This window comes from Bacillus thuringiensis, assembly GCF_001455345.1.
GTDB lineage: Bacteria > Bacillota > Bacilli > Bacillales > Bacillaceae_G > Bacillus_A > Bacillus_A thuringiensis_N.
In genome coordinates, this window is record NZ_CP013274.1 from 1,314,071 (window position 1) to 1,340,990 (window position 26,920).

A 26,920-nucleotide genomic window follows, 5' to 3' on the forward strand; every position below is an offset into this window, starting at 1 on the left:
GGATAATTATACTAAGTGTAACGGAATTTCGATATGAACTGTTGTTCCTTCGTTTTCTATACTGTCAATAAAAATATGCCCATTGTACATCTCTACAATTCGTTTACATATAACAAGTCCAAGACCTGTTCCAGTATCTTTATTAGTAAAGAACGGATGAAAGAGGTGTTTTTGAATATGTTTTGGAATCCCTTTTCCAGTATCTATAATTTGCAATTGTGCGTGCGTTTCATTGTTTGTTACGACAATGGTGAGTGTGTCACCAGAAGTCATGGCTTCAATTGCATTTTTTGTAATGTTTAAAACCACTTGTTTCATATGGTCTTTTGAGCAACGGATATGAACAGGATGGTCTGGCAAATGTAAATGGAATACAATGTTATGTAGATTCGCCTCAGATTGGATAATTAACGTTACCTCATTTAGAATGGTTCTCACATCATAAGTTTGTTCAATGATAGCAGTTGGCTTTCCGAGAATAAGAAATTCGCTTACAATTTCATTAATCCGTTCTATTTCTTGTTCGATGATGGAAAAATAGAATTGATCTTGTTCATCTTTATATTTCTCTTTTAATAGAGCGACGAGCCCTTTAATTCCGGTAAGAGGATTACGGATTTCGTGGGCTGTACTAGCTGCAAAAGTTCCAACCAATTCAATTTTTTGTATTTCATTTTGTTGTCTTTCTAGTTTTGTTTGCCGTTTTAACAACATATATTGAGCGAGTAAAAATAAAATTGACATTAAAAATAAAGTAGCTATACATTCTACGGCAACCCACTGGTATAAAGCTTTTTGATGAATAGGTAACGGAGAAACAGAGACCTTCCAATCTAATCTTTGAAGTGGAGTAGTAAGCATATTTGAATGCGCATCACTTGTTTCGTTATTATCATCGGTTAGAAAAACTACATCATATTTATCGGTTACTTCAAAATGGTATTGCGGCTTAATGGCATTTAAAGATGATGAAATGTAGTCAAAGCGTAAACTTGCTAACAATAAGCCTGAGAACTCCTTCTGTTTATTGAAAATTGGAGAAGCAATCATAATAGCTTGATGTCCAAGAACACGATCTGTAATGACGGATGATACAGTTGTTTTCTTAGTTTGTAATGCGTTTTGAATATATTTACGATCTGAAACATCAACAGGTGGTCGGTCGCCTTCCGATGCGATTGTAATGACGCCTTCTGGTGTAGCGTAATATAGACCAGAAAAACGTGCATCATTTCCATCTGTATCATGTACAATTTCTTTAATTCCATTTATATTTCCAGTCTCGGTTCCTACGACCTTTGCGAGCATTTCTAATGCGGAAATTGCTTCACCAAGGTGATGATCTAAATAGTCTCTATATAAAAAGAGAACGGTGTGAGCAGATAGTTTGTTTTCCTGTTTCATTTTATACGAATGATACGAATAAAATGTAGCACCAATCCCTATCGTTGGTAGGATGACAAGCAATATATATAAAACTATGCTGTGGAATTTGACTTTCAAATTTGGTACTCCTTCTTTTTTATTATCATTATATATAAACTATGTTAAAATTGTCATGTTTTTATGCAAGAATCATTCATAATATATTTGGGGAGAGGTAATGAATGAGTGAATACTCATTCGGAATTTACATGAAGTATGAAGCTGTTTTTTCTTTTATTACTGAGAATTTAAGTGAAGGGTTGAAAGTTGTATGACATCAAATAATGAACGAGAAGATATTTCTCAATCTCTAAAAGTATTTATTGCATTATCTCGTGTACATCGTTCTGTTATGGATACTACAAATAAATCTATACAAAGTAACGGGTTAAATCCAACTGAATTTGCTGTATTAGAACTGCTATATCATAAAGGCGGTCAACCACTTCAGCAAATTGGTGAGCGTATTTTAATCGCTAGTGGCAGCATTACATATGTTGTAGATAAGCTAGAGAAAAAGGGACTAGTAAAGAGAATTCCGTGCCCAAATGACAGACGTGTTATTTATGCACAATTAACTGAGTCTGGAGAGAACTTTATTGCTTCTATTTTTCCAGGGCATGAGCAAGTTATACATCAGTCATTTGAAATGTTAACGAAAGAGGAAAAGGATGAATTACTTAATCTATTAAAAAAGATTGGAAAGTATGAAAAATAATAGTATGTTCCAAAGGAGCTTTGGATAAAGAAATCCAAGGCTTTTTTGTTTACATGTAATTATGACAATATGTGCCGTATTTTGCTGAAGAATAAGAGGAGATTTGTAAGTAAGCATTGAATTATAGTAAGGATGCATATAATGGAGAGGAGGCTCGTTCATGTCATTTAAAGACTATGAATATAAACGCCCAAATATTGAAGAATTAAAAGAGAAGTTTACTGTTGCTTTAGAGAAGTTTGATAACGCCAAAACGGTAGAAGAACAAAAACAAGTCATCAATTCAATTAACGAAATTCGCAACGACTTCGGTACAATGGGGAATCTTTGTTATATTCGTCATTCTGTTGATACGACAGATGCTTTTTATAAGGAAGAGCAAGATTTCTTTGATGAATTCTCTCCAGTTGTACAAGGATATGGTACAAAGTATTATAATGCGTTAATTCATTCTCCATTCCGTGAAGAATTAGAAGCGTATTATGGGAAGCAATTATTTGCCCTTGCGGAGTGTGATTTAAAAACATATTCTGATGAAGTCGTGAAAGATTTACAATTAGAGAATAAATTGTCTTCACAATATACACAGTTATTAGCGTCTGCAAAAATTGACTTTGCAGGAGAAGAAAGAACGTTATCACAGCTTATTCCATTTATGCAAGGGAAGGAAAGAAGTGAACGTAAAGCAGCAAGTGAAGCATATTACGGTTTTTTAGCTGGAAATGAGGAAGAGTTAGATCGTATTTATGACGAGCTTGTTAAAGTGAGAACGAAAATCGCTAAAACTTTAGGTTTCAAAAATTTTGTTGAACTTGGATATGCAAGAATGTACCGTACAGATTATAATGCGGAAATGGTGGCGAATTATCGTCAGCAAGTACTTGATTATATTGTTCCAGTTACAACGGAATTAAGACAAAGACAAAAAGCACGTATTGGTGTAGAAAAATTAGCATATTATGATGAAAACTTTGAGTTTCCTACTGGTAATCCAACTCCAAAAGGAGATGCGGATTGGATTGTTAATCATGGGAAAACGATGTATAAAGAGTTATCGGCTGAAACGGATGAATTTTTCAATTTCATGCTAGATAATGATTTATTAGATTTAGTTGCGAAAAAAGGAAAAGCTGGCGGTGGATATTGTACATATATCGAGAATTATAAAGCACCATTTATATTCTCGAACTTCAACGGAACATCTGGCGACATTGACGTATTAACACATGAAGCTGGTCATGCTTTCCAAGTATATGAAAGTCGTGAGTTTGAAATTCCAGAATACAATTGGCCAACGTATGAAGCGTGTGAAATTCATTCTATGAGTATGGAATTCTTTACATGGCCATGGATGAAGTTATTCTTTGAAGAAGATGCAGATAAATATTACTTCTCTCACCTAAGTTCAGCACTTCTGTTTTTACCATATGGTGTATCTGTTGATGAATATCAACATTATGTATATGAAAATCCAGAAGCTTCACCAGAAGAGCGTAAGACAGCATGGCGTAATATAGAGAAAAAGTATTTGCCGCATCGTGATTATGAAGATAATGATTATTTAGAGCGCGGTGGATTCTGGCAACGTCAAGGGCATATTTATAGCTCGCCGTTCTATTATATCGACTACACGTTAGCACAAATTTGCGCACTGCAATTTTGGAAACGTGCAAGAGATAATAGACAAGAGGCGTGGGAAGATTATGTGAATCTGTGCCAACAAGGTGGAAGTAAATCGTTCTTAGAATTAGTGGAAGTTGCAAATTTAACATCACCATTTGCTGAAGGCTGTGTAAAAAGTGTCATTACAGAAATTGAAGCATGGCTACATGCGATTGACGACACAAAATTGTAAAAAACATGCGCTTTTTTTCACATGTTTAACATCGACATAATGGGAAAATAATGAGATAATAAAAGAAAATTCAGAATACTAAAGAGGTGTTTCTAATAAGGAGCACCTCTTTTCACCAAAAAAAAGGGGGGAAAAGTATGCTTCAATCTAATATGGATGTGAGTTTAGAAAGTTTGGTGAACTCATTACAGTCTACTCGAAGCACGCTATTATCAGAAATTGAAATGTTAAATGATACAGAAGTGAATGTAAAGCCACGCCGTGATAAATGGAGTATTATTCAAATTTTGCATCACTTACATTTAGTTGAACAATCTGTCACGTCTGCCCTTGTATATGCTTTACAAAAAAATGAAAGAAACACGACTCCATTTAAAGACCTCCAACTTACGCTTGATCGCACACATAAACGAGAAGCTCCTCAGCAAATGCAACCAACAGAAACGTTAATGAAAAAACAGCAAGGAATTCAATTGCTAGAACATTCACGACAAGAACTATTACACGCGCTTCATAGTGTTATAGATGAAAAAGATTTATTTGAAAATGGATTAAAGCATCCTATTTTTAATGATCTGAATTTGTATCAGTGGATTCAATTTCTTGATTTGCATGAACAAAGACATCTTACGCAGTTAAAAGAGGCGAAACACGCAATTTTACAACGATAATTAGGAAGAAGTGGGAGACCACTTCTTTTTTGATACGTGCATAGTTTTCTTTCTTATTTTGGAATACTACATGGAGAAAGAAAAGAAGGAGTTGAAAAGTATGTCCAAGAAAAAGAAAGAAGAAGAGCGCGCTTGGAAAGCACGTAAAGAAAATCAAAAACCACATGGAAAAGTGAAAGCTTTTGCTGAATTAGTTGAAGGAACAGAAAAAACGTGATGATTATTTCATCACGTTTTTTGTATGAGTGGAAAAGTTAATAAGAAGGTTGTACCGATTCCTTTTTCACTTATAATATCAATCTTTCCATTCATAGCTTGAACAACACTGAATACGACCATCATTCCAAGTCCAGTTCCTTTTTCTTTCGTTGAATAGAAAGGAGAGCCGAGACGTTTCACTTGTTCTGTATCCATACCGATTCCTGTATCTTTTATATATAACTGAATATGCTTATGATCAGGAACTAATGTGAAATAAAGATCACCGCCTTTTGGCATGGCCTCAATGCAGTTTTTTAAAATATTTAACAAGCATTGATTTAGTTTTTGTTTTTCTCCCGCGATAAAAAAAGAAGTGCTTTGCTTTATATAATGTGTACGCACATTTGTTAAATTAGCAAGTGGTGTAATTAACGATAATGCATGTAGTAGTTCTTCCTCTAACTGTAATCTTTGTTCTTTTTCAATACTTGGTTTCGCAAAGGTTAAATAATCTGTAAGGACGTGGTTTGCTTGTTCGATTCCGTTGATGGCTATGTCGATATATAATTTTCGCTCCTGCTCAGTGCATGTATCTGATTGTAAAAGTTGCAAAAATCCTTTCGTTGAAGTTAATGGATTGCGAATTTCATGAGAGATAGACGCTGCCATTTCACCAATTAAATGAAATTTTTCAGCATTCATAAGTTCGTTTTGGAGACGCACTTGAGTTTGTAATATGTGTAGTAAATATAAAGTAAGGATCGTACCAAGTATCGTACATAACTCATACACAATAATATGTGGTATATAATCAGCCTTGTTTGTAACCTTTGAAAGGAAGAAAGGTATCCAACTAAATCCGTATGTGAGACTGTAGATAATAGCAAGTGTTATTTTTATACGATTAGAAGTTCGATTGAAAAATTTGTATGTAAATAATAGGACAATAAATAGAAGGATAGAACCGATAATCGATGGGAAAACACCTATTCCTCCTAATAAGAAGCGGTATATATTTAATACAACTAATATAGAGCCACCAGCAATAGGACCTCCGGTTAATGTACCGACAATTAATACGATATGACGCATATCAAATTGAAATCCATAATTTGTTTTTGCTGCGAAAGTGATACATAGTATAGTAACGAGGCAACATAATACAATAAATATTGCTGAATTTAATTTAGGAGAACGTTTCCCTTTTTGATTCCAAAATAAATGGTATACGAGCATTGTAACAAGGATGAATAATATATTTAAAAAGAGATAAATAATAAAGGATTTCAGTGGGATGCCTCCTCTCTTCTCACATTAAATTAATCATACTATAAAATGAAAGAAATGAAATGAGAAATAGCGGAAAAATCAGAAATTTTTTCTGGTAGTATACAATATGTTACAATAAGCCTTGTCAATGAAAGAAGGAATTCCGTGCAATGCACGGGAGAGGTTCGCGAACTCCCTCTATAAAAAACTATGGAAACAACAATATCTTTAGGTATTGTTTTGTTTTTTTATTGTGACAGTTCAAGAACGTTCTTTCTTCTTATTCGTAGTAGAGAAGGAGAATGAGTGAAATGAAAAAAGAAAAGGCAGTTGTTGTTTTTAGTGGAGGACAAGATAGTACGACATGTTTATTTTGGGCAATAGAGCAGTTTGCAGAAGTAGAGGCTGTAACGTTTAATTACAATCAACGTCATAAGCTAGAAATTGATTGTGCAGTGGAAATTGCAAAAGAGCTAGGAATTAAACATACGGTACTAGATATGAGTCTATTAAATCAACTTGCTCCAAATGCGTTAACGAGGACGGATATGGAGATTACACATGAAGAAGGTGAATTACCATCGACGTTTGTAGATGGAAGGAATTTACTATTCTTATCATTTGCTGCTGTGTTAGCAAAACAAGTTGGAGCACGTCATATTGTAACGGGTGTATGTGAAACTGATTTTAGTGGTTATCCAGATTGCCGTGACGTGTTTGTGAAATCGTTAAACGTTACTTTAAATTTATCCATGGATTATCCGTTTGTGATTCATACACCACTTATGTGGATTGATAAAGCAGAAACATGGAAATTATCAGATGAACTTGGAGCATTCGAGTTTGTTCGAGAAAAAACATTAACATGTTATAACGGAATCATTGGTGATGGTTGCGGTGAATGTCCAGCATGTCAACTTCGTAAAGCAGGATTAGATACGTACCTACAAGAACGCGAAGGAGCGAGTAACTAATGGATAATTTCTTTGGATTTCGCATTGTAGAAAATTTACAAAAAATGGACGAGGATATTCAGCGTAAACAGCTCAAATATCATAATAAAAGAGTAATGGTCAGCAAGGAATTTACATTTGATGCAGCACACCATTTACATTGTTATGAAGGGAAATGTAAAAACTTACATGGTCACACATATAAAGTTGTATTTGGGATTAGTGGATATGTAAATGAGATAGGTCTTGCGATTGACTTTGGAGATATAAAAGAAATTTGGAAGAATGAAATAGAAATTTATTTAGACCATCGTTATTTAAACGAAACGTTACCAGCTATGAATACGACTGCTGAAAATATGGTCGTTTGGATTTACGAAAAGATGGCAGAAGCATTACTAAAAGATAATCGTGTGAACGAATATAAAGGAGCTCGTGTTGAATTTGTTCGTCTTTTCGAGACGCCAACTAGTTATGCGGAAGTAAGACGGGAGTGGATGCTCGATGAGTAAAATCCCTGTCTTAGAAATATTTGGTCCGACTATTCAAGGTGAAGGAATGGTTGTAGGGCAAAAGACAATGTTTATCCGTACAGCTGGCTGTGATTATAGCTGCGCTTGGTGTGATTCTGCTTTTACGTGGGATGGATCGGCTAAAGATCAAATTAGACAGATGACAGCAGAAGACGTTTGGAATGAGCTTGTAGAAATTGGTGGCGAAAATTTTTCTCATGTTACGATTTCAGGTGGAAATCCAGCATTGCTGAAAAATATTGAGTTTCTTCTTTCTATATTAAAAGAGAATGGAATGCGAACAGCAATCGAAACGCAAGGGAGTAAATGGCAAGAGTGGTTACTTCAAATTGATGAGATAACGATTTCTCCAAAGCCACCAAGTTCGACAATGAAAACTGATTTTCAGAAGTTAGATGTTATTATTCAGAAACTAGCAGGAAAAGATATTAGTTTAAAGGTAGTAGTATTTGACGATTATGATTTCGAGTATGCAGTTAAGATGCACGAACGTTATCCAGATGTACCATTTTTCTTACAAGTAGGGAATGATGATACAAAAACTGTGGATGATACGATGCTGATTAAGAAATTATTAGATAAGTATGAGTGGCTGATTGATAAAGCTGTAAATTGTAAAGAGATGAATAATGCAAAAGTATTGCCGCAGCTTCATGCCTTAGTATGGGGAAATAAACGCGGAGTATAATGAGAAGGGATGTTTAAAATGGCAGGAAGATTAGATGAAGATTTAAAAGATGTAACATTATTAGGAAATCAAAATACAAAATATTTATTTGAATATAGCCCAGAAATTTTAGAGGTATTTGATAACAATCATCCAAACCGTGATTATTTTGTGAAATTTAATTGTCCTGAATTTACAAGCTTATGTCCGAAAACAGGCCAACCAGATTTTGCAACAATTTATATTAGCTACATTCCAGAACAAAGAATGGTAGAGAGTAAATCTCTAAAGCTATATTTATTTAGTTTCCGCAATCACGGTGATTTCCACGAAGATTGCATGAATGTTATCATGAATGATTTAATTAAACTAATGGATCCGCGTTACATTGAGGTATGGGGGAAATTCACACCACGTGGAGGGATTTCAATTGATCCTTACTGCAACTATGGTCGCCCAGGAACGAAGTATGAGCAAATGGCAGACTACCGTATGATGAACCATGATCTATATCCAGAAACAATTGATAATCGTTAATATATAATAGAAAGAAAGGATCTGTATGTTATACAGATCCTTTCTTTCTATTATATTATGCATTTTGATTAATGACAGTATAGTTTTTATGACTTACAACTGTAAGAGGTTCCATATCTAGTTCTCTAAAATTTTCCATAATTGTTATATCTACAATAACGGAGTTTTGATTTACTTTTTGAACACGGCCTTGCATTCCACCTTTAAATTCAATGATATCTCCAGTTTCTGCGATCTGCATAAGCAACTCTCCTTGTTACAGTTTTCCCAAAAAAAGAATAAATTTGGGTTTTTTATTTCCTCCTATTTTGAACCATATTTCCTACTTTGTAAATGTTTCCAAAGTAAAAATTCGAAAAATATTCACTTTTTGTAAGAAAATATACGAAAAACCCATTTTATTAGGAGAAAAAATGGTAGAAATGCATGTATCTATATATAGGGGTATAATAAAGAAATAAGATAACCTACTAAAGTGGGAGAAATTAGAGGCGGTAAAATGATGTTTGAATTTGTGGGGAGTGCTATAGCTTTAACTTTGTTTTTATTTTCTTATATACATTTAAAAAAGATTCGTCATCATGAAACGACTACATATTTTGATGGGATGGATGGTATACATGCTGGGGTCACACATGAGGGTGGCGGGGATATGTAAAGGTGTATAACTTTCTTTTTTTGCGTGGTATGATATGTAAAAATAGTACATAATAGAGTTCGTAAGTGATGAATGGAGAGTGGAAAGAATGAAGATTTCTTTTATTCGTCATGGTCGCTTAAATCGTACTATAGAACCAATGACGGTTACATTCTTTCATGAATGGATGAAAGGATATGACTTACATACTATAACAGAGAAAGCACCTATACCATTGGAAACAAGGGAAGCGGTTGAAGCAGCAAAATTGATTTTAACGAGTGATCAAAGGTGTGCTGTACAGTCAGCAGCTGAATTAGTGGATTCTTTATCTTTTATGCAAAATGCTCTTTTTAGGGAAGCAGAGGTTCCGACGAGTTTTTATGCTCCAAAATGGTTGAAGTGTAAACCTAACGTATGGATGTTTATCGGCCGAGCAGTATGGATACTTGGTTACCATAAAGATGTTGAGTCTTATAAGGAAGTAAGGGAGAGGGCAAAGCAAGCGGCATACTTATTACATCGTTACGCTCTCGTACATGGAAGTATTGCTCTTGTAGGTCATAATTATGTGAATGTAATGATTGGTGCGGAACTGAGAGCAATGGGATGGTCTGGTACGCCTATTTTGCACAGAGAGCCATGGGGATGTACAACATATACGTTTCATGAGGCGATGAATGGAAATATATTAAATACGAATTTAACATAAAAGCACACGATTTATATAAACCGTGTGCTTTTTTTTAAGATATAGAAATTTTGATGTTCAATGATTTTACAAGATGTGCATAAGGTTCGCCTACAAGCATAACGATTTGATCTTTTTTATAACCTAGTTTTTCGTATAGTGAATAGGCACGTTTGTTTTCTAAATTAACAAGTAATGCGATTTTTTCATGCTCCTTTTCAGTTGCATGAATTTCAGCAGCTTCGATTAATTTAGAACCAATTCCTTTTCCGCCATGTGCACTTGAAACTGATAATGTATCAATGTAATATTCATCAAGTTCAGCTTCTTTTTCTAACGTAATCGATTCATCTTTATGTAATTCTCTTAAGTGATGTACAATTGGTTCATCAAGCCTTGTTGCCTCACTACCGTGATAAGCGACAATAACTCCAATTGCAACCCCGTCTTGCTCATATACAAAACAGTTTTCATAGCTCAGTCGATTGCCCTCTTTTGAGAACCATGTTTCAAGTCCTAGTAATACTTCGGTCTCAACTGTGCTACCTGTGATTTTTTCAGCAATTTCGTGCAGAGCATTATACAATAAAGGAGCTATTGCCGTTGCATCTGTCTTTTTTGCTTTCCGAATCATAGTATCCCTCCTAGTTCTATTTATATATTGTAGCATAGTGGTATGGAACTTTGCATAATTGAATGTCGAAATGTTTGATATAGAGAAGTAGCTATGTTAGTATATGATATTTAGTGGACATATAATAAAGAGATATCTTTTGAAAAATAATGAAAATGAAATGAAGGTATAGCATCTGGATAATTTTACAGTTGTTGACCTATAGAATATAAGATAAAATAAAATATTGCATAGAGGTGAAATACATGGATAAAGAATTAGCAAATACAATTTTGGATCAGCTGAAAAATGGTGAAATAAAGGAGTATGTTGTTACGAAAGATGTATTTTATACGTTCAGAGAAGTTGTAGTAAGTAGGGAAGACTTTAAACATTTCATTGGTAACGCACAGCGCGGCGGACAAGTAATTTATACATATTCAGAAACGCCACGTTCGTAATTAGAAGGATATAGGGGAGGAGAATTATGGGCGATTTTAAACAAGGCATATTACCGCATTGGGATTATATGTGGAAAGATAGAGCCGGCAATAGGTTTATGGGGATGGTTATGTATCCAGAGAAAAGAAAGTGTTCGGCAAAAATGCTTCAGAAAATAAAAAGAGCATATGAAGAGGCTATAGAAATTAAAGTAACTGTACAAGTTCAACATACATATCAGTACGTAGAAGGAATGATTGTTTACTTTGATGAAGAAGCTCCTGTATGTACAATGATTGATAAAGATGAAAATCCACATCATATATTTGTAAAAGATATTCTGCGTATTGAGCACTCTGAATAATCTTTTCATAAATAAAATTGAATTTCCATAATAATAATCTTTTTCTATAATAGTTATCTTTTAGTATGTAACGTGAACCGAAAGTATATGTATAATATTTAATAAAGTAAAATTGATAAATGTAATCGTTTTTTAGAACAGATTATCGTTTCATGTCTGTTCTTTTTTGCGTGATGCTGGAGAAATATATTCCTCCAGCATTTGCCGTTTTATGACAAAATATATTGGTAACTTTTTTAAAAATAAGGTTAAATTCGTTGACAACTTTTTTGAAAAGCACTTTATTGACATGAGTTTTAGAATGTTGTTTCATAGTCATTGTATTGAAAAAAATCGACTGTCTTGTCGAAAAGTAAAATTTAAAAAAAGAAAGAATTTATACATATATCTTGTGTCTTATTTTGAAACGTAATACAATATATAGAGAAAACAAGAAACAACATACAGAGAGTATAGATTGGAGAGGGAGGGTCGGAAATGATAGTTGCATATGATTCTATGACAGGAAACGTGAAGCGTTTCATTCACAAATTAAATATGCCGGCCGTTCAAATTGGTGAAGATCTAGTAATAGATGAAGACTTTGTTTTAATTACGTATACAACAGGTTTTGGCAATGTACCAGAACGTGTTTTAGAATTTTTAGAGCGCAATAATGAAAAATTAAAAGGCGTATCTGCAAGCGGCAATCGTAACTGGGGAGACATGTTCGGTGCAAGTGCTGACAAAATTTCTGCTAAATATGAAGTGCCTATTGTATCAAAATTTGAGTTATCAGGAACAAATAATGATGTAGAATATTTTAAGGAAAGGGTGCGGGAGATTGCGACACATTGAACTGAATAATGAAATCACGCAAATGCAGGACGGTTTTTATCAGCTTCATAAAGATAAAGAGGCATTAGAAGTCTTTATGGAAGAAGCTAGAGAAAATACCGTTCATTTTAATAGCGTGGCAGAGCGAATGGAGTATATGAAAGAACATGACTACTATTACAACGTTCTGGACGAGTATAGCTTGGAGGAAGTAGAAGAAGTATATAACATCGCTTATGGTGAAAACTTCGAGTTCCAATCATACATGGCAGCATCTAAGTTCTACAAAGATTATGCGTTAAAAACAAATGATCAAAAACAATACTTAGAAAGCTATGAAGATCGTGTAGCAATTGTGTCATTATACTTAGGACGCGGTGATGTTGCGAAGGCAAAACAATTCGCAAGCATGATTGTAAAACAAAACTACCAACCAGCGACACCAACCTTTTTAAATGCGGGAAGAAGCAGAAGAGGAGAAATGGTGTCTTGTTTCTTGTTAGAGATGGACGATAGCTTAAATTCAATCGGTTTTAACATTAATACTGCAATGCAATTATCAAAAATCGGTGGTGGAGTAGCCTTAAACTTATCTAAGCTACGCGCACGCGGTGAGCAAATTAAAGGTATCGATAACGCTGCAAGTGGTGTAGTACCTGTTATGAAATTACTTGAAGATTCATTTTCATATGCGAATCAGCTTGGCCAACGAAAAGGTGCCGGCGCAGTATACTTAAACATATTCCATTGGGATATTATTGAATTCCTTGATACAAAAAAAATAAATGCCGATGAGAAGAGCCGTATTCAGTCTCTATCAATCGGAATTATCGTTCCAAGTAAGTTCTTTGAGCTTGCTGAGAAAAACGAACCTTTCCATGTTTTCGCGCCTTATACGGTGTATAAAGAATACGGAAAGCATTTAGATGATATTGATATCGATGAAATGTACGATGAATTAATGAGCAATCCGAAAGTGAAGAAGAAGCCGCTAGATATTAGTGCGCGTGATATGCTTATTAAAATAGCTATGATTCAGCTTGAGTCTGGTTACCCATACTTAATGTTTAAATCAAATGCAAATAACCAACATCCACTGAAGGATATTGGAACTGTGAAGATGTCGAACTTGTGTTAAATATGTAGCACCTTCTAGTAGAAATGCTAGTCGAAAACTCCGTTAAACGGGGAAAGCCTCAAATTTGAGGTAACCTACCGTGCTAAATCTTATCTTAGAATGAAAATATAAAAGTTCAGAATGTATCTTATTATTTTGTATAGCAGAGTTATGGGACAACATAAAGTAATAAGAGACTTTCTGAAAGATTAAGATAAGTAAAAGCCTAACGACTATCCCTTATGGGAGTAGAGCGCAAGCGATTGGCGTTCGAAAAGCGGAGCACCTAATCAGGTAATGCTGTAGGTGATGATATAGTCTGTCCTGTATGGTGACATACAGCAGTTGCATGAGCAACGGACTGAGGAGTAGCGGACTCGGTTGAACATTCGAGACAGAAATCTTCCAGCTTCAAGAAACTTCTGAAATTAATGATTACGGTACAGATGACATTATTCGTCGTGATATTAACTGTAACTTAGGATCGTTAAATATCGTAAACGTAATGGAAAATAAAGAAATTCGTGAAGCCGTTCATGCGGGAATGGAAGCTTTAACAGCTGTTTCTGATATGACGATCATTCCGAATGCACCAACTGTGAAAAAAGCAAATGATGAGCTTCATTCAGTTGGACTTGGCGCAATGAACTTACACGGATATTTATCAAAAAACAAAATCGCATATGAAAGTGCAGAAGCGAAAGAGTTCGCTCGTACATTCTTTATGATGTTAAATTACTACTCTATTGAGAAAAGTATGGAAATCGCTAAAGAAAAAGGCGAAACATTTAAAGACTTCGATAAGTCTGATTATGCGAATGGCACATACTTTGAAAAGTATGAAACGACAGATTACAGCCCAGTAACTGAAAAAGTTCAGCAATTATTTGAAGGAATTCATATTCCAACAAAAGAAGATTGGACAAGTTTAAAAGAGCAAGTGAAGAAGAATGGATTATATAATTCCTACCGTCTTGCTATTGCTCCAACACAATCTATCAGTTACGTTCAAAATGCAACTTCAAGCGTAATGCCGATCGTAAGTCAAATCGAATCAAGAACATATGCGAATGCGACAACATATTATCCAATGCCATATTTATCAAAAGATACGTTCTGGTACTATAAATCTTCTTACGATATGAATCAGTTTAAATTAATTGATTTAATCGCAGAAATTCAAGAACATATTGACCAAGGAATTAGTACAATTCTTTACGTTAATAGTGATATTTCAACACGTGAATTAGCACGTTACTACATCTATGCACATAAAAAAGGTTTAAAGAGTCTGTATTATACGAGAACACGTAAATTAAGCGTGGAAGAGTGTGTGGCTTGTACCGTTTAATATAAGAAGTGAGACATGATGAGCAGGGTTTTCTGAACCCTGCTCATGCTTAGTTATCAATTATTCATGTTTATTTAGAGAAGGGGCGATTGAATGCGTGCGGTAAACTGGAACAAAAAAGAAGATGATTTTAGTTTAATGTTTTGGAAGCAAAACATCGCTCAGTTTTGGACAGAAGAAGAAATCGCAGTGTCTTCTGACAAAAATACTTGGGCGCAATTATCAAAAGAAGAGCAGGTTGCTTATAAGCGTGTATTAGGCGGCTTAACACTTTTAGATACGAAACAAGGCGGCGAAGGGATGCCACTTGTACTTGTTCATCTTGAAAACTTACAAGCAAAAAGTGTATTAGCTTTCATGGGAGCTATGGAAGAAGTACATGCGAAGAGTTACAGTCATATTTTCACAACGTTAGCTACTGAAGAAGAAATCGATGATATTTTTGAATGGGTAGATAAACATCCATTACTTGAGAAAAAGGCTGGTATTGTTACTAGTTATTATCGTCGTTTATTAAAGCCTGAAGTAACGAAAAAAGAGTTATACATGGCGATGGTAGCAAGTGTATTCTTAGAAAGTTATTTATTCTATAGTGGATTCTTCTATCCGCTTTACTTAGCAGGTCAAGGTAAATTGACGGCAAGTGGTGAAATTATTAACTTAATAATTCGTGATGAGTCAATTCACGGCGTATTCGTCGGTATTTTAGCACAACAAATCTTCGCAGAACTTTCTGCAGAAGATCAACAAGAAGTGCAAAAAGAAACGCAAGAGTTATTAATGGAACTATATGAAATTGAAATGGCATACACAGAAGAAATTTATACTTCTATCGGTCTTGTAGAAGATGTAAATCGTTTTGTTCGTTACAATGCGAATAAGGGACTTATGAACTTAGGGCTTGAGCCGAAGTTTGAAGAAGAAGAAATTAACCCAATCGTTTTAAATGGTTTACGTACAGATACGAAAAACCATGATTTCTTCTCTGTAAAAGGAAATGGTTACGTAAAAGCAACGAACGTTGAAAAGTTATCTGACGATGACTTTATGTTTAATTTTTAATATAGGATTATAAAGAAAAGCTGTCTTATCAATGAATAAGACAGCTTTTCTTTATGATTTTGTTTACATAACACTATTATTTTCATATAACAAGTTCTGTTTAAAAAGTTCTATTCAGCTAATGGATAGAACTTTTTTGTAATTAAATGGGTATTTACAATCTTTTTGTATCAGTGTATTATTTAACTAGTACACCGATACAAAAGGAGGGAAGAAATGAAAATAGAGTTTTCTCCAAATACACCAATTTACATTCAGGTAATGGAATACATAAAAAAAGAAATCGTAACAGGACATTTATTGCCTGGTGATAAAATTCCCTCTGTACGTGAATTAGCGAGTGAATTACAAGTAAATCCAAATACGATTCAGCGTACATTTCAAGAGCTAGAACGAGATGGGGTTGTTGTAACGCGTAGAGGAATGGGACGATATGTAACGAATGAAGGGGAGAAAATTATGGAGCTGCGAAAAGAGATGGCGAAAGAATTGCTTCATTCTTTTATAGATGGAATGGACAATTTAGGTTTTTCAGAAGAAGAAATTCTTACAATCCTTCGTTCTTCATTACATGAGAAGAGGGAGGAGAGCGAATGACAGAGTTATTAAAAATAGAAAACTTATGGAAGAGATACGGATTAAAAGCAGTGATTCGTGAATTAAACATAGAGATTACGGAAGGGAAAATTATAGGGCTTGTTGGAGATAATGGGAGCGGAAAAACGACGTTATTGAAAATGATTGCCGGTCTGCAGCATCCTTCCGAAGGGAGCATTACAATCGCTGGTAAAAAGGTCGGATTAGAAACGAAAGAAATTGTTTCTTTTATGTCGGATAAACCAGTATTTGATGATTGGATGACGGTAAAAGATTCTTTATTTTTCTATCGAGATTTTTATAAAGACTTCGACATTCAAAAAGCGGTAGATACGATTGCGGAATTTAAAATACCGTTAGAAGAAAAAATTACAGCTTTATCAAAAGGTATGGTTGAAAAGCTACAAATTATTTTAACATTTTCGAGGAAAGCGAAGTTGTACGTACTAGATGAACCGCTTGGCGGAATTGATCTTGTTTCTAGAGAGCATGTATTAGAACTTATTTTACAGTTTTATCGCGAAGATTGTACCATTTTAATTGCAACACATTTAATTGGAGAAGTGGAAAATATTTTTGACGAAGTAATTTTTTTAAAAGATGGTGAAAGTGTACTGCATGAAAATGTAGAGGAATTACGTTTCCAACGAGGAAAAGCTGTTACGGATTTGTTTAAGGAGGTGTTTAGTAGATGAAGGCCAGTTTAATATATATGTACAATGCGAATAAAAAACAAATTTTCATTTCGTTATTGTCGTTCATATTTATTGCAGCTGTCGCTTTTGTAAGTATGGGGAATTATATTAAACAAGAATCAGGAGAAGTAAGGCAAATGATTACAATTGCTTTAGTATTCTTAGTTTATTTAATTTTTGCGGTATTAGTATTTCTGCAGGCGATGTCTGCGTTTGGGAAAATGACTGAAAGTAAATTATTTCGGTTAACACCGATATCTGGTAAAAAAATTGTTTTAGCAATATTGTCGTATGCAGCAATTTGCTTAATGTGTTTTGAATTAATAGGTGCTATGTTTTTCTATAGTATTTCGATGAAAGTAATAAAAGGTACAGAACTCCATGAATTGTTATTCACCGAAACTACACTTACACTAGATATGGTAAAGCAGTTATTTAGTAGCGTGTTATATGTATTTAATTTATCAAGTATATTGTTAGTCTTACTTTTTATAGTAGCTGGAGTTAAAGTATTTTCTTTGAAAAAGAAAAAAATGGAGTATGTAATTATTTTCTTCTTATTTTTACTAGTGACGAAAGTAATCAATATGATATATGAAATGTTAGGCGGATTTGCACCTACATCTGCTTTTATCAAAAAATTAGTTTATATAGATGAATCGACAGATGTAAATCTTATACTATATCCAGAAAAACTTATGAATGTATATAGTATTGCTTTTTCAATCGGTATATTTGTTTTACTTGTTTATATAACAGGTCGCATAATCGATAAAAAACTAGAAGTTTAAAGGAGGAATTGGCATTGGGAAACGTAGTAGTAAAGTTAGAAAATGTTCGAAAAAGGATTGGTGGAACGGAAATTATTCGCGGTTTATCATTTGAAGTTCGCGAAGGGGAAGTGTACGGGTTCCTTGGACCGAACGGTAGTGGTAAAACGACGACAATTCGTATGATGACGGGTCTTATATCAATGACAGAGGGTGATATTACGATTTGTGGTCATAGTATTCGCACGGAGCGTGAAAAAGCGCTAGAGCAAATTGGAGCGATTGTAGAAAATCCTGAACTATATGATTATATGACTGGAATGCAAAACTTGAAGCATTTTGCGAATATGGCAATTACACCAATTAGTAAAGAGCGCATTGCTGAGATTGTAAAGCTTGTTGAATTAGAGCATGCGATTCATAAAAAAGTGAAAACATATTCACTTGGCATGAAACAACGTTTAGGAATTGCACAGGCATTACTGCATCAGCCAAAAATCTTAATTCTAGATGAGCCGACAAATGGATTAGATCCAGCTGGTATTCGCCAAATTCGTGATTATTTACAACGTTTAGCGAAAGAGGAGAATATTGCTGTAATCGTATCAAGTCACTTATTAAGTGAAATTGAACTCATGTGTGATCGTGTTGTTATTATTAAACAAGGTGAGTTTGTACAAGAGTACAACTTACATGAACAAGCAAAACATGATGAGACAGTAGTTGTAGCGTTTGAAGTAGATCAAGTACAGAAAGCAAATGAAATCATTGAAGGTAAGGCGCAAGGAAATGTCATTGTAGTATCTGTAACGAAAGAAGAAATTCCACAACTTGTAAAGAAACTTGTGAGTGACGATGTGCTTGTATACGGGGTTACCGTTCAAAATAAAACGTTAGAGGATGAGTTCTTAGCGATTACAGGGGGAGTGAAAGCGTAATGTTTAAATTAATTCAAAATGAATTTTTAAAGTTGCATGCGAAAAAAGGTATGTATATTTTAATTGGTGTTATTGCAGTATTGGAGATTTTGGGAGTTTTAGCAATGCTGAAATGGGGGGACGGAACTGAATTTAAAGGATCATATTTAGATTTTGCAAGTTCAGAGATTGGTTTAATTACTTTGTTTGCAACAATTTTTGGGATTACGATTGCTTCTCGTATGATTACTGATGAGTTCCAAAAAGGTACAATTAAGCAGTTATTAATCCGTCCAAGAAAACGAGTGACAGTTTTATTCTCTAAATATATTACAGTGTTACTTACTATAGTATTTATCATATTTGCTAGCACGTTAATTGCAATGATTGTTGGCGGAATTGTAATGGATGGTAGTAAAACAGAATTAACGGTAGGAATTGTAATGAAATCTACTTTATATCAAGTACTTTCGCCGTTCTTCTTTGCGACGCTTGCATTTTTCTTAGCAAATGTATTTAGAAAATCTGTATTACCATTAATTATTACGATGTTTTTCTTCTTTTTACAAGGACCAATTAATATGGTACTGATGATGTTTGCAAAAGGTGTAGCGAAATTTGTAGTGTTTTTCCATTTAAATTTAAGTGTTTACGATAGCAATAAATTAGTGAGCGGCGGGATGGAACCAACATTTACAGAGTTTACATTTACAACTTCATTATTACTTGTAGCTGCATACTTTATTGTATTACTTGTAGCATCAAGTGCATTATTCCAAAAACGTGACGTATTATAATAAAAGAAATCCCCGCTTGTAGAAACGGGGATTTTTCTTACATAACTTTCTTGTAGATTGCAACTTAAAGAACAGTGATATGGTATTTTAAAAGATATGTTGTTTAAAAGTATTTGAGAAAAATAGGAAGAATTTCAACTATATTCGAATTATAATTTAGTTATCTGACCATTTATTTATATTATCTTTGGGGGTGTTCTATATGCACTATGCATTTTCACGTATAAGACTCCGTAGCTTTTTTGGATGGATGATTATAGGATTGTTCCTTACGATGATCCCATTAAGTCTATCAAATGTTTCTGAGAATACGGTGGAAGTTATTTCACAAATAACTTTATTTTTTGTATTTCCGTTATTTTGGTTATACGTAAAAACAAATAAAAATAATGTTGTATTTAACAGTTTTTTTGATAAGCCAGGACGTTTACCGTGGGGGTTAATTGTATTAGCGACTATAATGGGAATGATTTTTTCAGTTGGTATATCTCATATTCAATTTTACATATTAGCACATACGTTACCGAATTTCTTAGTTACTATGTTAGAAGATGGAACTGTTATTAATACGAGTAACATATATATGACGATATTTACTTTCATTTCAGCATGTGTATTAGCACCTATTATGGAAGAGGTTATTTTTAGGGGATTCTTTTTACAGCGAATGGCTTATAAATGGGGGATTAAAAAAGCTGTCATTATATCTTCCATTATTTTTGGCTTAGGACATTTTGATGTTATTGGTGCGTTCATGTTTGGTGTTGTTATGTGTCTTTTATACATAAAGACACAAAATATATGGACGAATATCGCTGTACACGCTCTAAATAATTTAATTGCAACAAGTATGCAATTTGTCGGTGGAGAAGAGAGTAGCGCAATTTCAATTCCTGAATTACAAGCGCAAAGTAATTTATGGATCGGTATCGGTCTTACAGTTGCTGGGTTACTTTGGTTAATTCCTTATGTTTGGAAACAATGGCGTACAGTAAAAGAAGTAGGTGTGCCGCCGATACGCTTTATAAATGAGGAAAAAGTGGTGAATGCATTACAAGAAAATGAAGCGTATAGTCAAGTGATCGTAACAGATAGACTGATGGCTGTAGAGCTACCAGATGAGGCTGTGAATAAGCTTCGATTAGAAGAAAATGATTATGTAACAGTATCTGTAGAAGAAGATAAAATTGTGATAAAGAAAGCGCATAATAGATAATTAAAAAGTAGCTCTATAGGAGCTACTTTTTAATTTGTAATAATTTCTACACGGAAATTATTACCGTTCTTTACATATTTAATATCTGTAACAGTGCGAACTGTTTTTAAAATCTCCACTTTTTCACCAATGCGAGGGATAGTCGGAACATTGTCCCAAATGCCAAGCAAGTCATCTAATTGTGCCGTTTTTTCATAAAACCAGATTTTCAATGTAAAGCCCCTTTCTCGAACTTTATGTATTTTAATACATAATATATTATTTTTATTCTTATTGTAAGGGGTTTTTATATATTTTATGAATAAAAATAAATTAATCTTCTGGGAAGATATGTTCAATATCAGGAGTAAGAGATACTTCTGATAATACGATATGAGAAACAGTCGTTGCATATGAAGAAACATCATTGATAAATTCTTCAAGTTCAACGAGTGAAGGAACAGAAATTTTTACAATGTAGCATAAGCTCCCTGTTACTCGGTAACAAAAGCTTGCAGATGGATAAGATTGAATAAACTGTTGCATACGTGTTGTATCACCATTTTTTAAAGTGATTTCTAAAATACAATCTAAAACAAGTCCTGCTTTTTTATAATCGATACCGATTGTGTACTTTTGAATCACGCCCTCACTTTCGAGTTTACGAACACGTTCTGCAGTAGACGGAGCAGATAAGTTTACTCGTTTTGCCAATTCGCGCATCGAAAGGCGACTATCATTATATAATTCATTTAAAATTTTTCGATCAACACGGTCTAGTTGCATTTGTAAATATACCTCCAGTAAAATGATAATTTTTGTAAAGTAAAAATATAAATTAAGATTCATATGAAATGTGAAGTGAACTTTATTTATTTTACAATAAAACAGAAGGAAATAGGAGGGAAAATGATGGAGAGAATTTCATTATCAAATGTAGGAGATACAAAGTTTCAAAAGTTATTAGGGCATGATCCGGAAATATTACATTCGTGGCGTACATTAGAAAATACACTGTACAATAAAGGAACTCTTTCAGCAGAGTTAAAGGAGCAGGTGAGAAGAACATTAGCGTACGGGAATGAATGCCCGTACTGTATGGCAAAGGGAAGGCCTGATGATATGCAAAAGGTAGAAGAAATTGGTGTAGCAGTTACTTTTGCACATACATTTGTTCATGACAAAAAGGCGATAGATGATAATATGTTTCATGTATTGAAACAATACTGGACGGAAAAAGAAATTGTAGAGCTTTGCGCTTATATTTGTTTTATTACTGCGTCACAACAACTGGGTTTTCTATTTCAATTACAGCCGAATGAAGGAGAAAATAATGACTAATCAAATAGCACTTATCATAATTGATGTACAAAAGGCGTTTCAGTTACCATATTGGGGTCAGAGAAATAATCTTTTTGCTGAAGAAAACATGAGAATGTTATTAGAAGAATGGAGAAAAAGGAAGCGACCAGTTTTTCATATTCAACATGTAAACAAAGAAAATGCGCAGTCGATGTTTTATGAGGGAGTGGAAACTGTAAACTTTAAAGAAGAAGTGCAACCACTACCAGGTGAAGTGGTTATTCAGAAATCTGTTAACAGCGCCTTCATTGGGACAAATTTAGAAGAACAATTAAGAAAGAACAAATGCAATGCAGTAGTGATTGTAGGATTAACGACAAATCACTGTGTGGAGACTACGACACGAATGGCAGGGAATTTAGGATTTACAACATATTTAGTGAGTGATGCGACGGCTACTTTTAACCGTAAAGGTCTAGATGGTAAAGAGTATAGCGCAGAAGATATTCATAATATGACACTTGTAAATTTACATGAAGAGTTTGCTACGATTGTGACGACAAAAGAAGCATTAAAATTATTTTAAGAAAATAATTGCGAATTATGTAGAAAAAAATAAGAATATTTCGTATAATCTAAGTACAATCATTTTGAAAATAGGGGTGGCATCATATGGAGCAAATTCCGGTAAAGAGAATAGAAGAAGTACTTGTTGTAGCAGGGGATGATAAACAAAAGCAAAAGGAATTTTATGAATTGCTCTTATCTACTGAGTTTTATGTTGCTGGCTCACTAGAAGCAGAGGAAGGGGCAACAGAAGGAACACTTCGCTTGCGTCATTTCCAAGGAGAGGGTAGATGGATCGTTCCGTTCTTTACACAAATGGAATTTGTAAAAGACGTGTTGCCAGAAGGAACACCCCTTATTACGATACGTGGGAAAGAACTATTTAGTAGCATTGAGAAAGATGCCACAGCAGTATTAAATGTTGGAACTGAGATAAGTAAAACATTTATTCCAGAAGAAATTGCAGATATCGCATCTGGACGAATTTTTAATTATTATAAATAAAAGGAAAAGCGTAATCGCTTTTCCTTTTTAATTTGAAAACGGAGTGGCTACGCCAGAAGAAATAGAGAGTGTTTTATTATTTGTACTTATGGTCGCTGTAGCTCCAAGAGGAATCCCGATGTTTGGACTTATATGTCCAATCGGTAAACCGAATAGAACAGGTATATGATATGGCGCGAAATATTCATATAATATTGTTTGCAATGATTGAGATGGTTTAGAAGGAGTGCAGTCGTGACAACTTGTAAAAATAACACCACTACATTCGTTAAACTTTCCAGATAAAAGTAGCTGATTTAACATACGATCAATGCGATACGGTTCTTCCCCAATGTCTTCAAGTAACAAAAGTTTATTCGCCGTATTTATTTCATAAGGTGAGCCAATTATACTCGTTAACACAGCTAAATTTCCTCCGGCTAATGTGCCTGTAACTGTACAGGAAGAGGTAGGTACGATACATTCTGAAGCAGATAAGATGGTGGAATACGGATGGAATAGTTGATTGAAAGAAGATAAAGAGAGAGAATCTACACCTTTTCCTAATTCTTCAACCATTGGACCATGAAAAGTAACGAGCTTTGCATAACGTGAAAAGGCAGTATGTAAAGCTGTAATATCGCTATATCCCCAAAAGATTTTTGGATTTTGCCGAATGATTTCATATTGAATGTGAGGGAGGAGACGAGCACTTCCGTAACCACCTCGTGCACAGAAAATAGCCTTTACTTCATGATTTGAAAATGCTTCATGTATATCATCAAGGCGAACTTGATCACTTCCAGCTAAATATCCATATTTCTCATAGACACTTTTCCCGATTACTACAGATAAACCCATTTCTTGTAATACGTTTACACCTTTTAATACATTTTCAATTGCTGGTGGACCGGACGGTGCAATAACCATTACTGTATCACCTTGTTGTAGCGCATTTGGATATATCATTGTTTTCAGCCTCCTTCACTTTCAATATATTCGCTTCATGGGAAGTTCAACCCTTGTAAAAGAAGGGGAAAGTTTGTCAAATAAAGAAGATATAAGGGGAATAGGAGGGAAAATGATGTTTACAAGTCGAGTAACAGACATATTAAAAATTGAGTATCCCGTTGTTCAAGCCGGTATGGCAGGCGCGATTACGACGCCAGAACTTGTTGCAACTGTAAGTAATAGCGGAGGATTAGGAACGCTTGGAGCAGGATATATGAGCCCTGAACAGATTCGTGATGCAATTTATAAAATAAGGGAACGAACGGATAAGCCTTTCGGTGTTAATTTACTGTTAACAAAAGAGATACAGATAGAAGAAGAGAAGGTAACCTTGGCAAAGGGATTACTTAGCGGAGTAAATAGAGAATTCGGTATAGAGGAAGAGGAGACGATAAATCTTCCCAAAAGCTATAAAGAACAATTACAAGTGTTAGTAGAAGAAAACGTACCAGTCGTTAGCTTTGCATTTCAAACGTTAGAAAAAGAAGAAATAGATGACTTAAAAAGAAGAGGAATAAAAGTCATCGGAACAGCTACTCATGTGAGAGAGGCGAGGGTGCTTGCTGAATTAGGAGTAGACATTATTGTCGGTCAAGGTAGCGAGGCAGGAGGGCATAGAGGAACGTTTATCGGGAAAGAACAGGACGCTATGATTGGAACGTTCGCATTAATTCCGCAGTTAGTAGCAGCAGTCCCGCATATCCCGATTGTTGCAGCTGGTGGTGTAATGAACGGGCAAGGGCTTGTTGCGGCATTTACACTGGGGGCAGAAGCTGTTCAAATGGGATCAGCCTTTTTAACGAGTGAAGAAAGTATTACGCATGATGTGTATAAAGAAGCAGTTTTACATAGTACAGATACGAGTACAACTGTGACCCGTGCGTTTTCCGGGAAATATGCACGGGGTATTCGTAATGAATTTATAGAGAGACATGAAGGGAAAGAAGAAGGGCTTCCTATGTATCCAGTGCAAAATGTATTAACCTCTAAAATACGTCAAGAAGCAGCAAAACAAAATAAAGGAGAATACATGTCGCTTTGGGCAGGGCAAGCGTCATCATTAGCACGAATAGAATCAGCTCAGCATGTAGTGGAGCGAGTTATGAAAGAAGCAGAGAACGTAATCGAACAATTACAAAATATATATAGAAAAAGACCACTTGAATAATTCAAGCGGTCTTTTTATTAGTTTGCTTTATAAAATTGTTGGATGGCCTCATCGATATAAACCCAGCCTTTCCAACCTAAGTGCATATGATCTTTTAAGAAGTATTTATCATACTCATGATTTGAGAAGTCGGCAATTGGATAACCAGCTTTCTCAATTTGCTCATGAACTTTCTTGTAGTACAATTCGCGACGTTCTTTCGGGAAGCCAGCGTAATCGTACCAAGGACCTTTTACAGGAACAGAAATGAAGAGTGGTTTTGCACCAGATTGTTTTAGTAAATCAAGTACAATTTGTAAATCTTCATATTCTGGCGATTGATCATAAGCATCATTTTTTAAGTAGCCTTCACGTTGCTTTAATTTCTTCTTGATTTTGCTGTTGAAGTAACCGTCTTCGATACCATATTCGTTAGATCTAGATTCTACTGCACCAGTTTGATCTGCATGTTTACGAGCTTCTTCCCAGTTCATTTGTTTTAATGAAGGATCAAGTTTTTCTTTATGCGGTTTAATATCAAACATAGCTGTAAATAAATCTTTACGATCTAAAATGTTACGATAAATATAAGCGAAAGGTTTAGCCGCAAGTGCTTTCACTTTATGCTTTGTATCATCGTAAACGATACCTTCAAGAGAGATTTTAAGCAAAGTTTCTTTTTTAACGATCTCAAAGTTTAATAAACGCTTTGCAATTTGCTTTTTCATTTCAGGTTTTACATCATCGTTGAAAATAAAGTGGTAACCTTGTTGTTTGGAAAAGTTAGGTGCAAAGTGTGTTTCATCAATACCTTGTGGTACAAACCATTGCGGAGAAAGAACGAATACCATCTTCTTATCTTTCAATTGATCCATTGTAGATGCGAAGTTTAACACATGCACAAGGTCTTGTGTTCCGCCGCGTCCAAGTAGGAATGGTGTGAACCCTTCAGGCTTTACTTTGAAATAATTTGATGGATGAAAAGCATCCATACGTGCAAATTCCGATGATCCATACATCGGAAGGTATTTCGGATCTGCTAACATCTTTTGCTGTAAAATCATACTTTGAATCTTTTCTTCTTTTAAAGAAGTGGCAGCTTGTTCTACTTTTTCATCACTTAAAAGTGGAAGTAGAAAGCGTGTTGGGATAAGTAAGAATACAGCAAAAAGGGCCAATGCTAAAAGCATCGGACCAAATTTTGCTTTGTTCATCGGATTTCTTCCAACTTCTTAATAACCATGTTTGGTGTAGCCCACTCGTCACGGTCAAAATCAGAAATAGAAACTTCAATATCTAAACGCTCTTGGAATTCAACTAATAAAGATACTACAGCGAAAGAATCAAGAATACCTTCTTCAAATAATTGAACATCTAAGTTTTCTTTCACAATATCGTTTTCACATACTTCTTCTAAAATATCTAATACTTGCTCTTTGAATTCTGCCATTTTTAAAATCTCCTTTATATCCGAAATATATTATATGTGCAACTTCTTAATGGTATAAGAAGGGTGCA

Annotated in this window: 34 protein-coding genes, 1 pseudogene and 1 riboswitch; of the genes and pseudogenes, 26 read left to right on the forward strand and 9 right to left on the reverse strand. The window is 34.6% G+C overall.

Translation table 11 applies throughout. The annotated features are described in order from the left end of the window. Window positions 1-6: 6 nt before the first annotated feature. Window positions 7-1,503 carry a DUF3149 domain-containing protein gene (locus tag ATN06_RS06970; RefSeq protein ID WP_060630061.1) on the reverse strand — a complete coding sequence of 499 codons (1,497 nt, stop codon included), beginning with the start codon at window positions 1,501-1,503 and terminating at the stop codon, window positions 7-9. Between the two features lie 193 nt (window positions 1,504-1,696). Between ATN06_RS06970 and ATN06_RS06975 the strand changes: the two genes are divergently transcribed. From ATN06_RS06975 to ATN06_RS29375, 4 genes are all read left to right on the forward strand, one after another. Beyond that, window positions 1,697-2,143, forward strand: coding sequence for a MarR family winged helix-turn-helix transcriptional regulator (locus ATN06_RS06975; RefSeq protein ID WP_060630062.1), 447 nt, complete (start codon window positions 1,697-1,699; stop codon window positions 2,141-2,143). 160 nt (window positions 2,144-2,303) lie between these two features. Then, window positions 2,304-3,998, forward strand: a complete 1,695-nt coding sequence (locus tag ATN06_RS06980; RefSeq protein WP_060630063.1) for a M3 family oligoendopeptidase — start codon at window positions 2,304-2,306, stop codon at window positions 3,996-3,998. Between the two features lie 137 nt (window positions 3,999-4,135). Further along, window positions 4,136-4,669: a DinB family protein gene (locus ATN06_RS06985; RefSeq protein ID WP_060630064.1), complete on the forward strand. Its 534-nt coding sequence runs from the start codon at window positions 4,136-4,138 to the stop codon at window positions 4,667-4,669. Window positions 4,670-4,769: 100 nt separating this feature from the next. Then, on the forward strand, window positions 4,770-4,886 hold the full coding sequence (locus ATN06_RS29375) for a DUF6254 family protein (RefSeq protein ID WP_000038254.1): 117 nt from the start codon (window positions 4,770-4,772) through the stop codon (window positions 4,884-4,886). Window positions 4,887-4,897: 11 nt separating this feature from the next. Here ATN06_RS29375 and kinB read toward each other — a convergent pair whose 3' ends face one another. Continuing rightward, entirely contained in the window at window positions 4,898-6,106 is a 1,209-nt protein-coding gene (gene kinB / locus ATN06_RS06995; RefSeq protein ID WP_060630065.1) for a sporulation sensor histidine kinase KinB, read from the reverse strand. A gap of 207 nt (window positions 6,107-6,313) precedes the next feature. After that, window positions 6,314-6,357, forward strand: a riboswitch (PreQ1 riboswitch). Window positions 6,358-6,450: 93 nt separating this feature from the next. On the opposite strand from kinB, the gene queC reads away from it, so the two are divergent. Genes queC through queF form a run of 4 tightly spaced genes read left to right on the forward strand, consistent with a single transcriptional unit; the run spans window position 6,451 to window position 8,829 of the window. Continuing rightward, window positions 6,451-7,113 carry a 7-cyano-7-deazaguanine synthase QueC gene (gene queC, locus ATN06_RS07000; RefSeq protein WP_000711603.1) on the forward strand — a complete coding sequence of 221 codons (663 nt, stop codon included), beginning with the start codon at window positions 6,451-6,453 and terminating at the stop codon, window positions 7,111-7,113. Continuing rightward, window positions 7,113-7,604: a 6-carboxytetrahydropterin synthase QueD gene (gene queD / locus ATN06_RS07005; RefSeq protein ID WP_060630066.1), complete on the forward strand. Its 492-nt coding sequence runs from the start codon at window positions 7,113-7,115 to the stop codon at window positions 7,602-7,604. Before queC ends, queD begins: the two co-directional genes overlap by 1 nt. Next, window positions 7,597-8,313: a 7-carboxy-7-deazaguanine synthase QueE gene (gene queE / locus ATN06_RS07010; protein ID WP_060630067.1), complete on the forward strand. Its 717-nt coding sequence runs from the start codon at window positions 7,597-7,599 to the stop codon at window positions 8,311-8,313. The genes queD and queE overlap by 8 nt, the downstream gene beginning before the upstream one ends. 18 nt (window positions 8,314-8,331) lie before the next feature. Continuing rightward, on the forward strand, window positions 8,332-8,829 hold the full coding sequence (queF, locus tag ATN06_RS07015) for a preQ(1) synthase (protein WP_000918895.1): 498 nt from the start codon (window positions 8,332-8,334) through the stop codon (window positions 8,827-8,829). Between the two features lie 55 nt (window positions 8,830-8,884). On the opposite strand, the gene ATN06_RS07020 is transcribed toward queF, so the two are convergent. After that, window positions 8,885-9,070, reverse strand: coding sequence for a YkvS family protein (locus tag ATN06_RS07020; RefSeq protein ID WP_001165081.1), 186 nt, complete (start codon window positions 9,068-9,070; stop codon window positions 8,885-8,887). Window positions 9,071-9,304: 234 nt separating this feature from the next. Here ATN06_RS07020 and ATN06_RS07030 point away from each other — a divergent pair, with 234 nt between their 5' ends. Together ATN06_RS07030 and ATN06_RS07035 are read left to right on the forward strand one after the other, a co-directional pair. Beyond that, on the forward strand, window positions 9,305-9,487 hold the full coding sequence (locus ATN06_RS07030; RefSeq protein ID WP_110093219.1) for a hypothetical protein: 183 nt from the start codon (window positions 9,305-9,307) through the stop codon (window positions 9,485-9,487). An 88-nt stretch (window positions 9,488-9,575) separates the two neighbouring features. Next, on the forward strand, window positions 9,576-10,178 hold the full coding sequence (locus tag ATN06_RS07035; protein ID WP_060630068.1) for a hypothetical protein: 603 nt from the start codon (window positions 9,576-9,578) through the stop codon (window positions 10,176-10,178). 34 nt (window positions 10,179-10,212) lie between these two features. On the opposite strand, the gene ATN06_RS07040 is transcribed toward ATN06_RS07035, so the two are convergent. Next, window positions 10,213-10,791, reverse strand: a complete 579-nt coding sequence (locus ATN06_RS07040) for a GNAT family N-acetyltransferase (RefSeq protein ID WP_060630069.1) — start codon at window positions 10,789-10,791, stop codon at window positions 10,213-10,215. Between the two features lie 245 nt (window positions 10,792-11,036). Here ATN06_RS07040 and ATN06_RS07045 point away from each other — a divergent pair, with 245 nt between their 5' ends. The 12 genes and pseudogenes from ATN06_RS07045 (at window position 11,037) to ATN06_RS07105 (ending at window position 20,913) form a co-directional block, all read left to right on the forward strand. Then, a complete protein-coding gene (locus ATN06_RS07045) occupies window positions 11,037-11,231 on the forward strand; it encodes a hypothetical protein (RefSeq protein ID WP_060630070.1) in 195 nt (64 codons plus the stop codon). A 26-nt stretch (window positions 11,232-11,257) separates the two neighbouring features. Beyond that, window positions 11,258-11,575, forward strand: coding sequence for a hypothetical protein (locus tag ATN06_RS07050; RefSeq protein ID WP_000502198.1), 318 nt, complete (start codon window positions 11,258-11,260; stop codon window positions 11,573-11,575). 477 nt (window positions 11,576-12,052) lie between these two features. Continuing rightward, the gene (gene nrdI, locus ATN06_RS07060; protein ID WP_000634376.1) at window positions 12,053-12,412 is read left to right on the forward strand and encodes a class Ib ribonucleoside-diphosphate reductase assembly flavoprotein NrdI; all 360 of its coding nucleotides are present in this window, start codon (window positions 12,053-12,055) and stop codon (window positions 12,410-12,412) included. Beyond that, a pseudogene (locus tag ATN06_RS07065) lies at window positions 12,399-13,526 on the forward strand (ribonucleotide reductase N-terminal alpha domain-containing protein); the annotation flags it as partial. The gene nrdI and the pseudogene ATN06_RS07065, both read left to right, overlap by 14 nt. 382 nt (window positions 13,527-13,908) lie before the next feature. Beyond that, window positions 13,909-14,859 carry a ribonucleotide reductase large subunit gene (locus tag ATN06_RS07070; protein ID WP_306295567.1) on the forward strand — a complete coding sequence of 317 codons (951 nt, stop codon included), beginning with the start codon at window positions 13,909-13,911 and terminating at the stop codon, window positions 14,857-14,859. A 93-nt stretch (window positions 14,860-14,952) separates the two neighbouring features. Then, window positions 14,953-15,921 carry a class 1b ribonucleoside-diphosphate reductase subunit beta gene (gene nrdF / locus ATN06_RS07075; RefSeq protein WP_060630071.1) on the forward strand — a complete coding sequence of 323 codons (969 nt, stop codon included), beginning with the start codon at window positions 14,953-14,955 and terminating at the stop codon, window positions 15,919-15,921. Between the two features lie 216 nt (window positions 15,922-16,137). After that, window positions 16,138-16,518 (forward strand): GntR family transcriptional regulator, encoded by a 381-nt coding sequence (locus ATN06_RS07080; protein ID WP_000687513.1) that lies wholly within the window; start codon window positions 16,138-16,140, stop codon window positions 16,516-16,518. Continuing rightward, complete coding sequence (locus tag ATN06_RS07085) at window positions 16,515-17,213, forward strand: ABC transporter ATP-binding protein (protein ID WP_046958220.1); 699 nt, start codon at window positions 16,515-16,517, stop codon at window positions 17,211-17,213. The genes ATN06_RS07080 and ATN06_RS07085 overlap by 4 nt, the downstream gene beginning before the upstream one ends. Next, complete coding sequence (locus tag ATN06_RS07090) at window positions 17,210-18,004, forward strand: hypothetical protein (protein ID WP_060630072.1); 795 nt, start codon at window positions 17,210-17,212, stop codon at window positions 18,002-18,004. The genes ATN06_RS07085 and ATN06_RS07090 overlap by 4 nt, the downstream gene beginning before the upstream one ends. Before the next feature lie 14 nt (window positions 18,005-18,018). After that, a complete protein-coding gene (locus ATN06_RS07095; RefSeq protein WP_048526823.1) occupies window positions 18,019-18,921 on the forward strand; it encodes an ABC transporter ATP-binding protein in 903 nt (300 codons plus the stop codon). Then, on the forward strand, window positions 18,921-19,697 hold the full coding sequence (locus tag ATN06_RS07100) for an ABC transporter permease (protein WP_048544982.1): 777 nt from the start codon (window positions 18,921-18,923) through the stop codon (window positions 19,695-19,697). The genes ATN06_RS07095 and ATN06_RS07100 overlap by 1 nt, the downstream gene beginning before the upstream one ends. Window positions 19,698-19,899: 202 nt before the next feature. Beyond that, the gene (locus ATN06_RS07105; RefSeq protein ID WP_060630073.1) at window positions 19,900-20,913 is read left to right on the forward strand and encodes a CPBP family intramembrane glutamic endopeptidase; all 1,014 of its coding nucleotides are present in this window, start codon (window positions 19,900-19,902) and stop codon (window positions 20,911-20,913) included. 29 nt (window positions 20,914-20,942) lie between these two features. On the opposite strand, the gene ATN06_RS07110 is transcribed toward ATN06_RS07105, so the two are convergent. Both ATN06_RS07110 and ATN06_RS07115 read right to left on the reverse strand, forming a co-directional pair. Further along, a complete protein-coding gene (locus tag ATN06_RS07110) occupies window positions 20,943-21,125 on the reverse strand; it encodes a DUF3913 family protein (RefSeq protein ID WP_000707107.1) in 183 nt (60 codons plus the stop codon). Between the two features lie 100 nt (window positions 21,126-21,225). Next, on the reverse strand, window positions 21,226-21,678 hold the full coding sequence (locus ATN06_RS07115) for an Lrp/AsnC family transcriptional regulator (protein WP_060630074.1): 453 nt from the start codon (window positions 21,676-21,678) through the stop codon (window positions 21,226-21,228). A gap of 63 nt (window positions 21,679-21,741) precedes the next feature. On the opposite strand from ATN06_RS07115, the gene ATN06_RS07120 reads away from it, so the two are divergent. The 3 genes from ATN06_RS07120 to ATN06_RS07130 all read left to right on the forward strand — a co-directional run bounded on the left by ATN06_RS07120 (window position 21,742) and on the right by ATN06_RS07130 (window position 23,265). Then, complete coding sequence (locus ATN06_RS07120; protein ID WP_140350489.1) at window positions 21,742-22,233, forward strand: carboxymuconolactone decarboxylase family protein; 492 nt, start codon at window positions 21,742-21,744, stop codon at window positions 22,231-22,233. Further along, window positions 22,226-22,780 (forward strand): cysteine hydrolase family protein, encoded by a 555-nt coding sequence (locus ATN06_RS07125; RefSeq protein WP_060630076.1) that lies wholly within the window; start codon window positions 22,226-22,228, stop codon window positions 22,778-22,780. The genes ATN06_RS07120 and ATN06_RS07125 overlap by 8 nt, the downstream gene beginning before the upstream one ends. 86 nt (window positions 22,781-22,866) lie before the next feature. Then, entirely contained in the window at window positions 22,867-23,265 is a 399-nt protein-coding gene (locus ATN06_RS07130; RefSeq protein WP_060630077.1) for an SseB family protein, read from the forward strand. A 27-nt stretch (window positions 23,266-23,292) separates the two neighbouring features. Here ATN06_RS07130 and ATN06_RS07135 read toward each other — a convergent pair whose 3' ends face one another. Then, window positions 23,293-24,213 (reverse strand): S66 peptidase family protein, encoded by a 921-nt coding sequence (locus tag ATN06_RS07135; protein WP_060630078.1) that lies wholly within the window; start codon window positions 24,211-24,213, stop codon window positions 23,293-23,295. Window positions 24,214-24,328: 115 nt separating this feature from the next. Between ATN06_RS07135 and ATN06_RS07140 the strand changes: the two genes are divergently transcribed. Beyond that, window positions 24,329-25,423: an NAD(P)H-dependent flavin oxidoreductase gene (locus tag ATN06_RS07140; RefSeq protein ID WP_060630079.1), complete on the forward strand. Its 1,095-nt coding sequence runs from the start codon at window positions 24,329-24,331 to the stop codon at window positions 25,421-25,423. Between the two features lie 17 nt (window positions 25,424-25,440). Here the strand turns inward: ATN06_RS07140 and dltD are convergent, their stop codons facing one another. Both dltD and dltC read right to left on the reverse strand, forming a co-directional pair. Then, window positions 25,441-26,616, reverse strand: a complete 1,176-nt coding sequence (gene dltD / locus ATN06_RS07145; RefSeq protein WP_029437964.1) for a D-alanyl-lipoteichoic acid biosynthesis protein DltD — start codon at window positions 26,614-26,616, stop codon at window positions 25,441-25,443. Next, entirely contained in the window at window positions 26,613-26,852 is a 240-nt protein-coding gene (gene dltC / locus ATN06_RS07150; protein WP_000807310.1) for a D-alanine--poly(phosphoribitol) ligase subunit DltC, read from the reverse strand. Before dltC ends, dltD begins: the two co-directional genes overlap by 4 nt. Window positions 26,853-26,920: the final 68 nt, after the last annotated feature.

What these genes read in the sequence shown, in the direction of transcription:
- ATN06_RS06975 (WP_060630062.1), top strand. Translation starts at nt 1,697, where the DNA reads ATGACATCAAATAATGAACGAGAAGATATTTCTCAATCTCTAAAAGTA.
- ATN06_RS06980 (WP_060630063.1), top strand. Translation starts at nt 2,304, where the DNA reads ATGTCATTTAAAGACTATGAATATAAACGCCCAAATATTGAAGAATTA.
- ATN06_RS06985 (WP_060630064.1), top strand. Translation starts at nt 4,136, where the DNA reads ATGCTTCAATCTAATATGGATGTGAGTTTAGAAAGTTTGGTGAACTCA.
- ATN06_RS29375 (WP_000038254.1), top strand. Translation starts at nt 4,770, where the DNA reads ATGTCCAAGAAAAAGAAAGAAGAAGAGCGCGCTTGGAAAGCACGTAAA.
- kinB (WP_060630065.1), bottom strand. Translation starts at nt 6,106, where the DNA reads ATGCTCGTATACCATTTATTTTGGAATCAAAAAGGGAAACGTTCTCCT.
- queC (WP_000711603.1), top strand. Translation starts at nt 6,451, where the DNA reads ATGAAAAAAGAAAAGGCAGTTGTTGTTTTTAGTGGAGGACAAGATAGT.
- queD (WP_060630066.1), top strand. Translation starts at nt 7,113, where the DNA reads ATGGATAATTTCTTTGGATTTCGCATTGTAGAAAATTTACAAAAAATG.
- queE (WP_060630067.1), top strand. Translation starts at nt 7,597, where the DNA reads ATGAGTAAAATCCCTGTCTTAGAAATATTTGGTCCGACTATTCAAGGT.
- queF (WP_000918895.1), top strand. Translation starts at nt 8,332, where the DNA reads ATGGCAGGAAGATTAGATGAAGATTTAAAAGATGTAACATTATTAGGA.
- ATN06_RS07020 (WP_001165081.1), bottom strand. Translation starts at nt 9,070, where the DNA reads ATGCAGATCGCAGAAACTGGAGATATCATTGAATTTAAAGGTGGAATG.
- ATN06_RS07035 (WP_060630068.1), top strand. Translation starts at nt 9,576, where the DNA reads ATGAAGATTTCTTTTATTCGTCATGGTCGCTTAAATCGTACTATAGAA.
- ATN06_RS07040 (WP_060630069.1), bottom strand. Translation starts at nt 10,791, where the DNA reads ATGATTCGGAAAGCAAAAAAGACAGATGCAACGGCAATAGCTCCTTTA.
- ATN06_RS07045 (WP_060630070.1), top strand. Translation starts at nt 11,037, where the DNA reads ATGGATAAAGAATTAGCAAATACAATTTTGGATCAGCTGAAAAATGGT.
- ATN06_RS07050 (WP_000502198.1), top strand. Translation starts at nt 11,258, where the DNA reads ATGGGCGATTTTAAACAAGGCATATTACCGCATTGGGATTATATGTGG.
- nrdI (WP_000634376.1), top strand. Translation starts at nt 12,053, where the DNA reads ATGATAGTTGCATATGATTCTATGACAGGAAACGTGAAGCGTTTCATT.
- nrdF (WP_060630071.1), top strand. Translation starts at nt 14,953, where the DNA reads ATGCGTGCGGTAAACTGGAACAAAAAAGAAGATGATTTTAGTTTAATG.
- ATN06_RS07080 (WP_000687513.1), top strand. Translation starts at nt 16,138, where the DNA reads ATGAAAATAGAGTTTTCTCCAAATACACCAATTTACATTCAGGTAATG.
- ATN06_RS07085 (WP_046958220.1), top strand. Translation starts at nt 16,515, where the DNA reads ATGACAGAGTTATTAAAAATAGAAAACTTATGGAAGAGATACGGATTA.
- ATN06_RS07090 (WP_060630072.1), top strand. Translation starts at nt 17,210, where the DNA reads ATGAAGGCCAGTTTAATATATATGTACAATGCGAATAAAAAACAAATT.
- ATN06_RS07100 (WP_048544982.1), top strand. Translation starts at nt 18,921, where the DNA reads ATGTTTAAATTAATTCAAAATGAATTTTTAAAGTTGCATGCGAAAAAA.
- ATN06_RS07105 (WP_060630073.1), top strand. Translation starts at nt 19,900, where the DNA reads ATGCACTATGCATTTTCACGTATAAGACTCCGTAGCTTTTTTGGATGG.
- ATN06_RS07115 (WP_060630074.1), bottom strand. Translation starts at nt 21,678, where the DNA reads ATGCAACTAGACCGTGTTGATCGAAAAATTTTAAATGAATTATATAAT.
- ATN06_RS07120 (WP_140350489.1), top strand. Translation starts at nt 21,742, where the DNA reads ATGAAATGTGAAGTGAACTTTATTTATTTTACAATAAAACAGAAGGAA.
- ATN06_RS07125 (WP_060630076.1), top strand. Translation starts at nt 22,226, where the DNA reads ATGACTAATCAAATAGCACTTATCATAATTGATGTACAAAAGGCGTTT.
- ATN06_RS07130 (WP_060630077.1), top strand. Translation starts at nt 22,867, where the DNA reads ATGGAGCAAATTCCGGTAAAGAGAATAGAAGAAGTACTTGTTGTAGCA.
- ATN06_RS07135 (WP_060630078.1), bottom strand. Translation starts at nt 24,213, where the DNA reads ATGATATATCCAAATGCGCTACAACAAGGTGATACAGTAATGGTTATT.
- ATN06_RS07140 (WP_060630079.1), top strand. Translation starts at nt 24,329, where the DNA reads ATGTTTACAAGTCGAGTAACAGACATATTAAAAATTGAGTATCCCGTT.
- dltD (WP_029437964.1), bottom strand. Translation starts at nt 26,616, where the DNA reads ATGAACAAAGCAAAATTTGGTCCGATGCTTTTAGCATTGGCCCTTTTT.
- dltC (WP_000807310.1), bottom strand. Translation starts at nt 26,852, where the DNA reads ATGGCAGAATTCAAAGAGCAAGTATTAGATATTTTAGAAGAAGTATGT.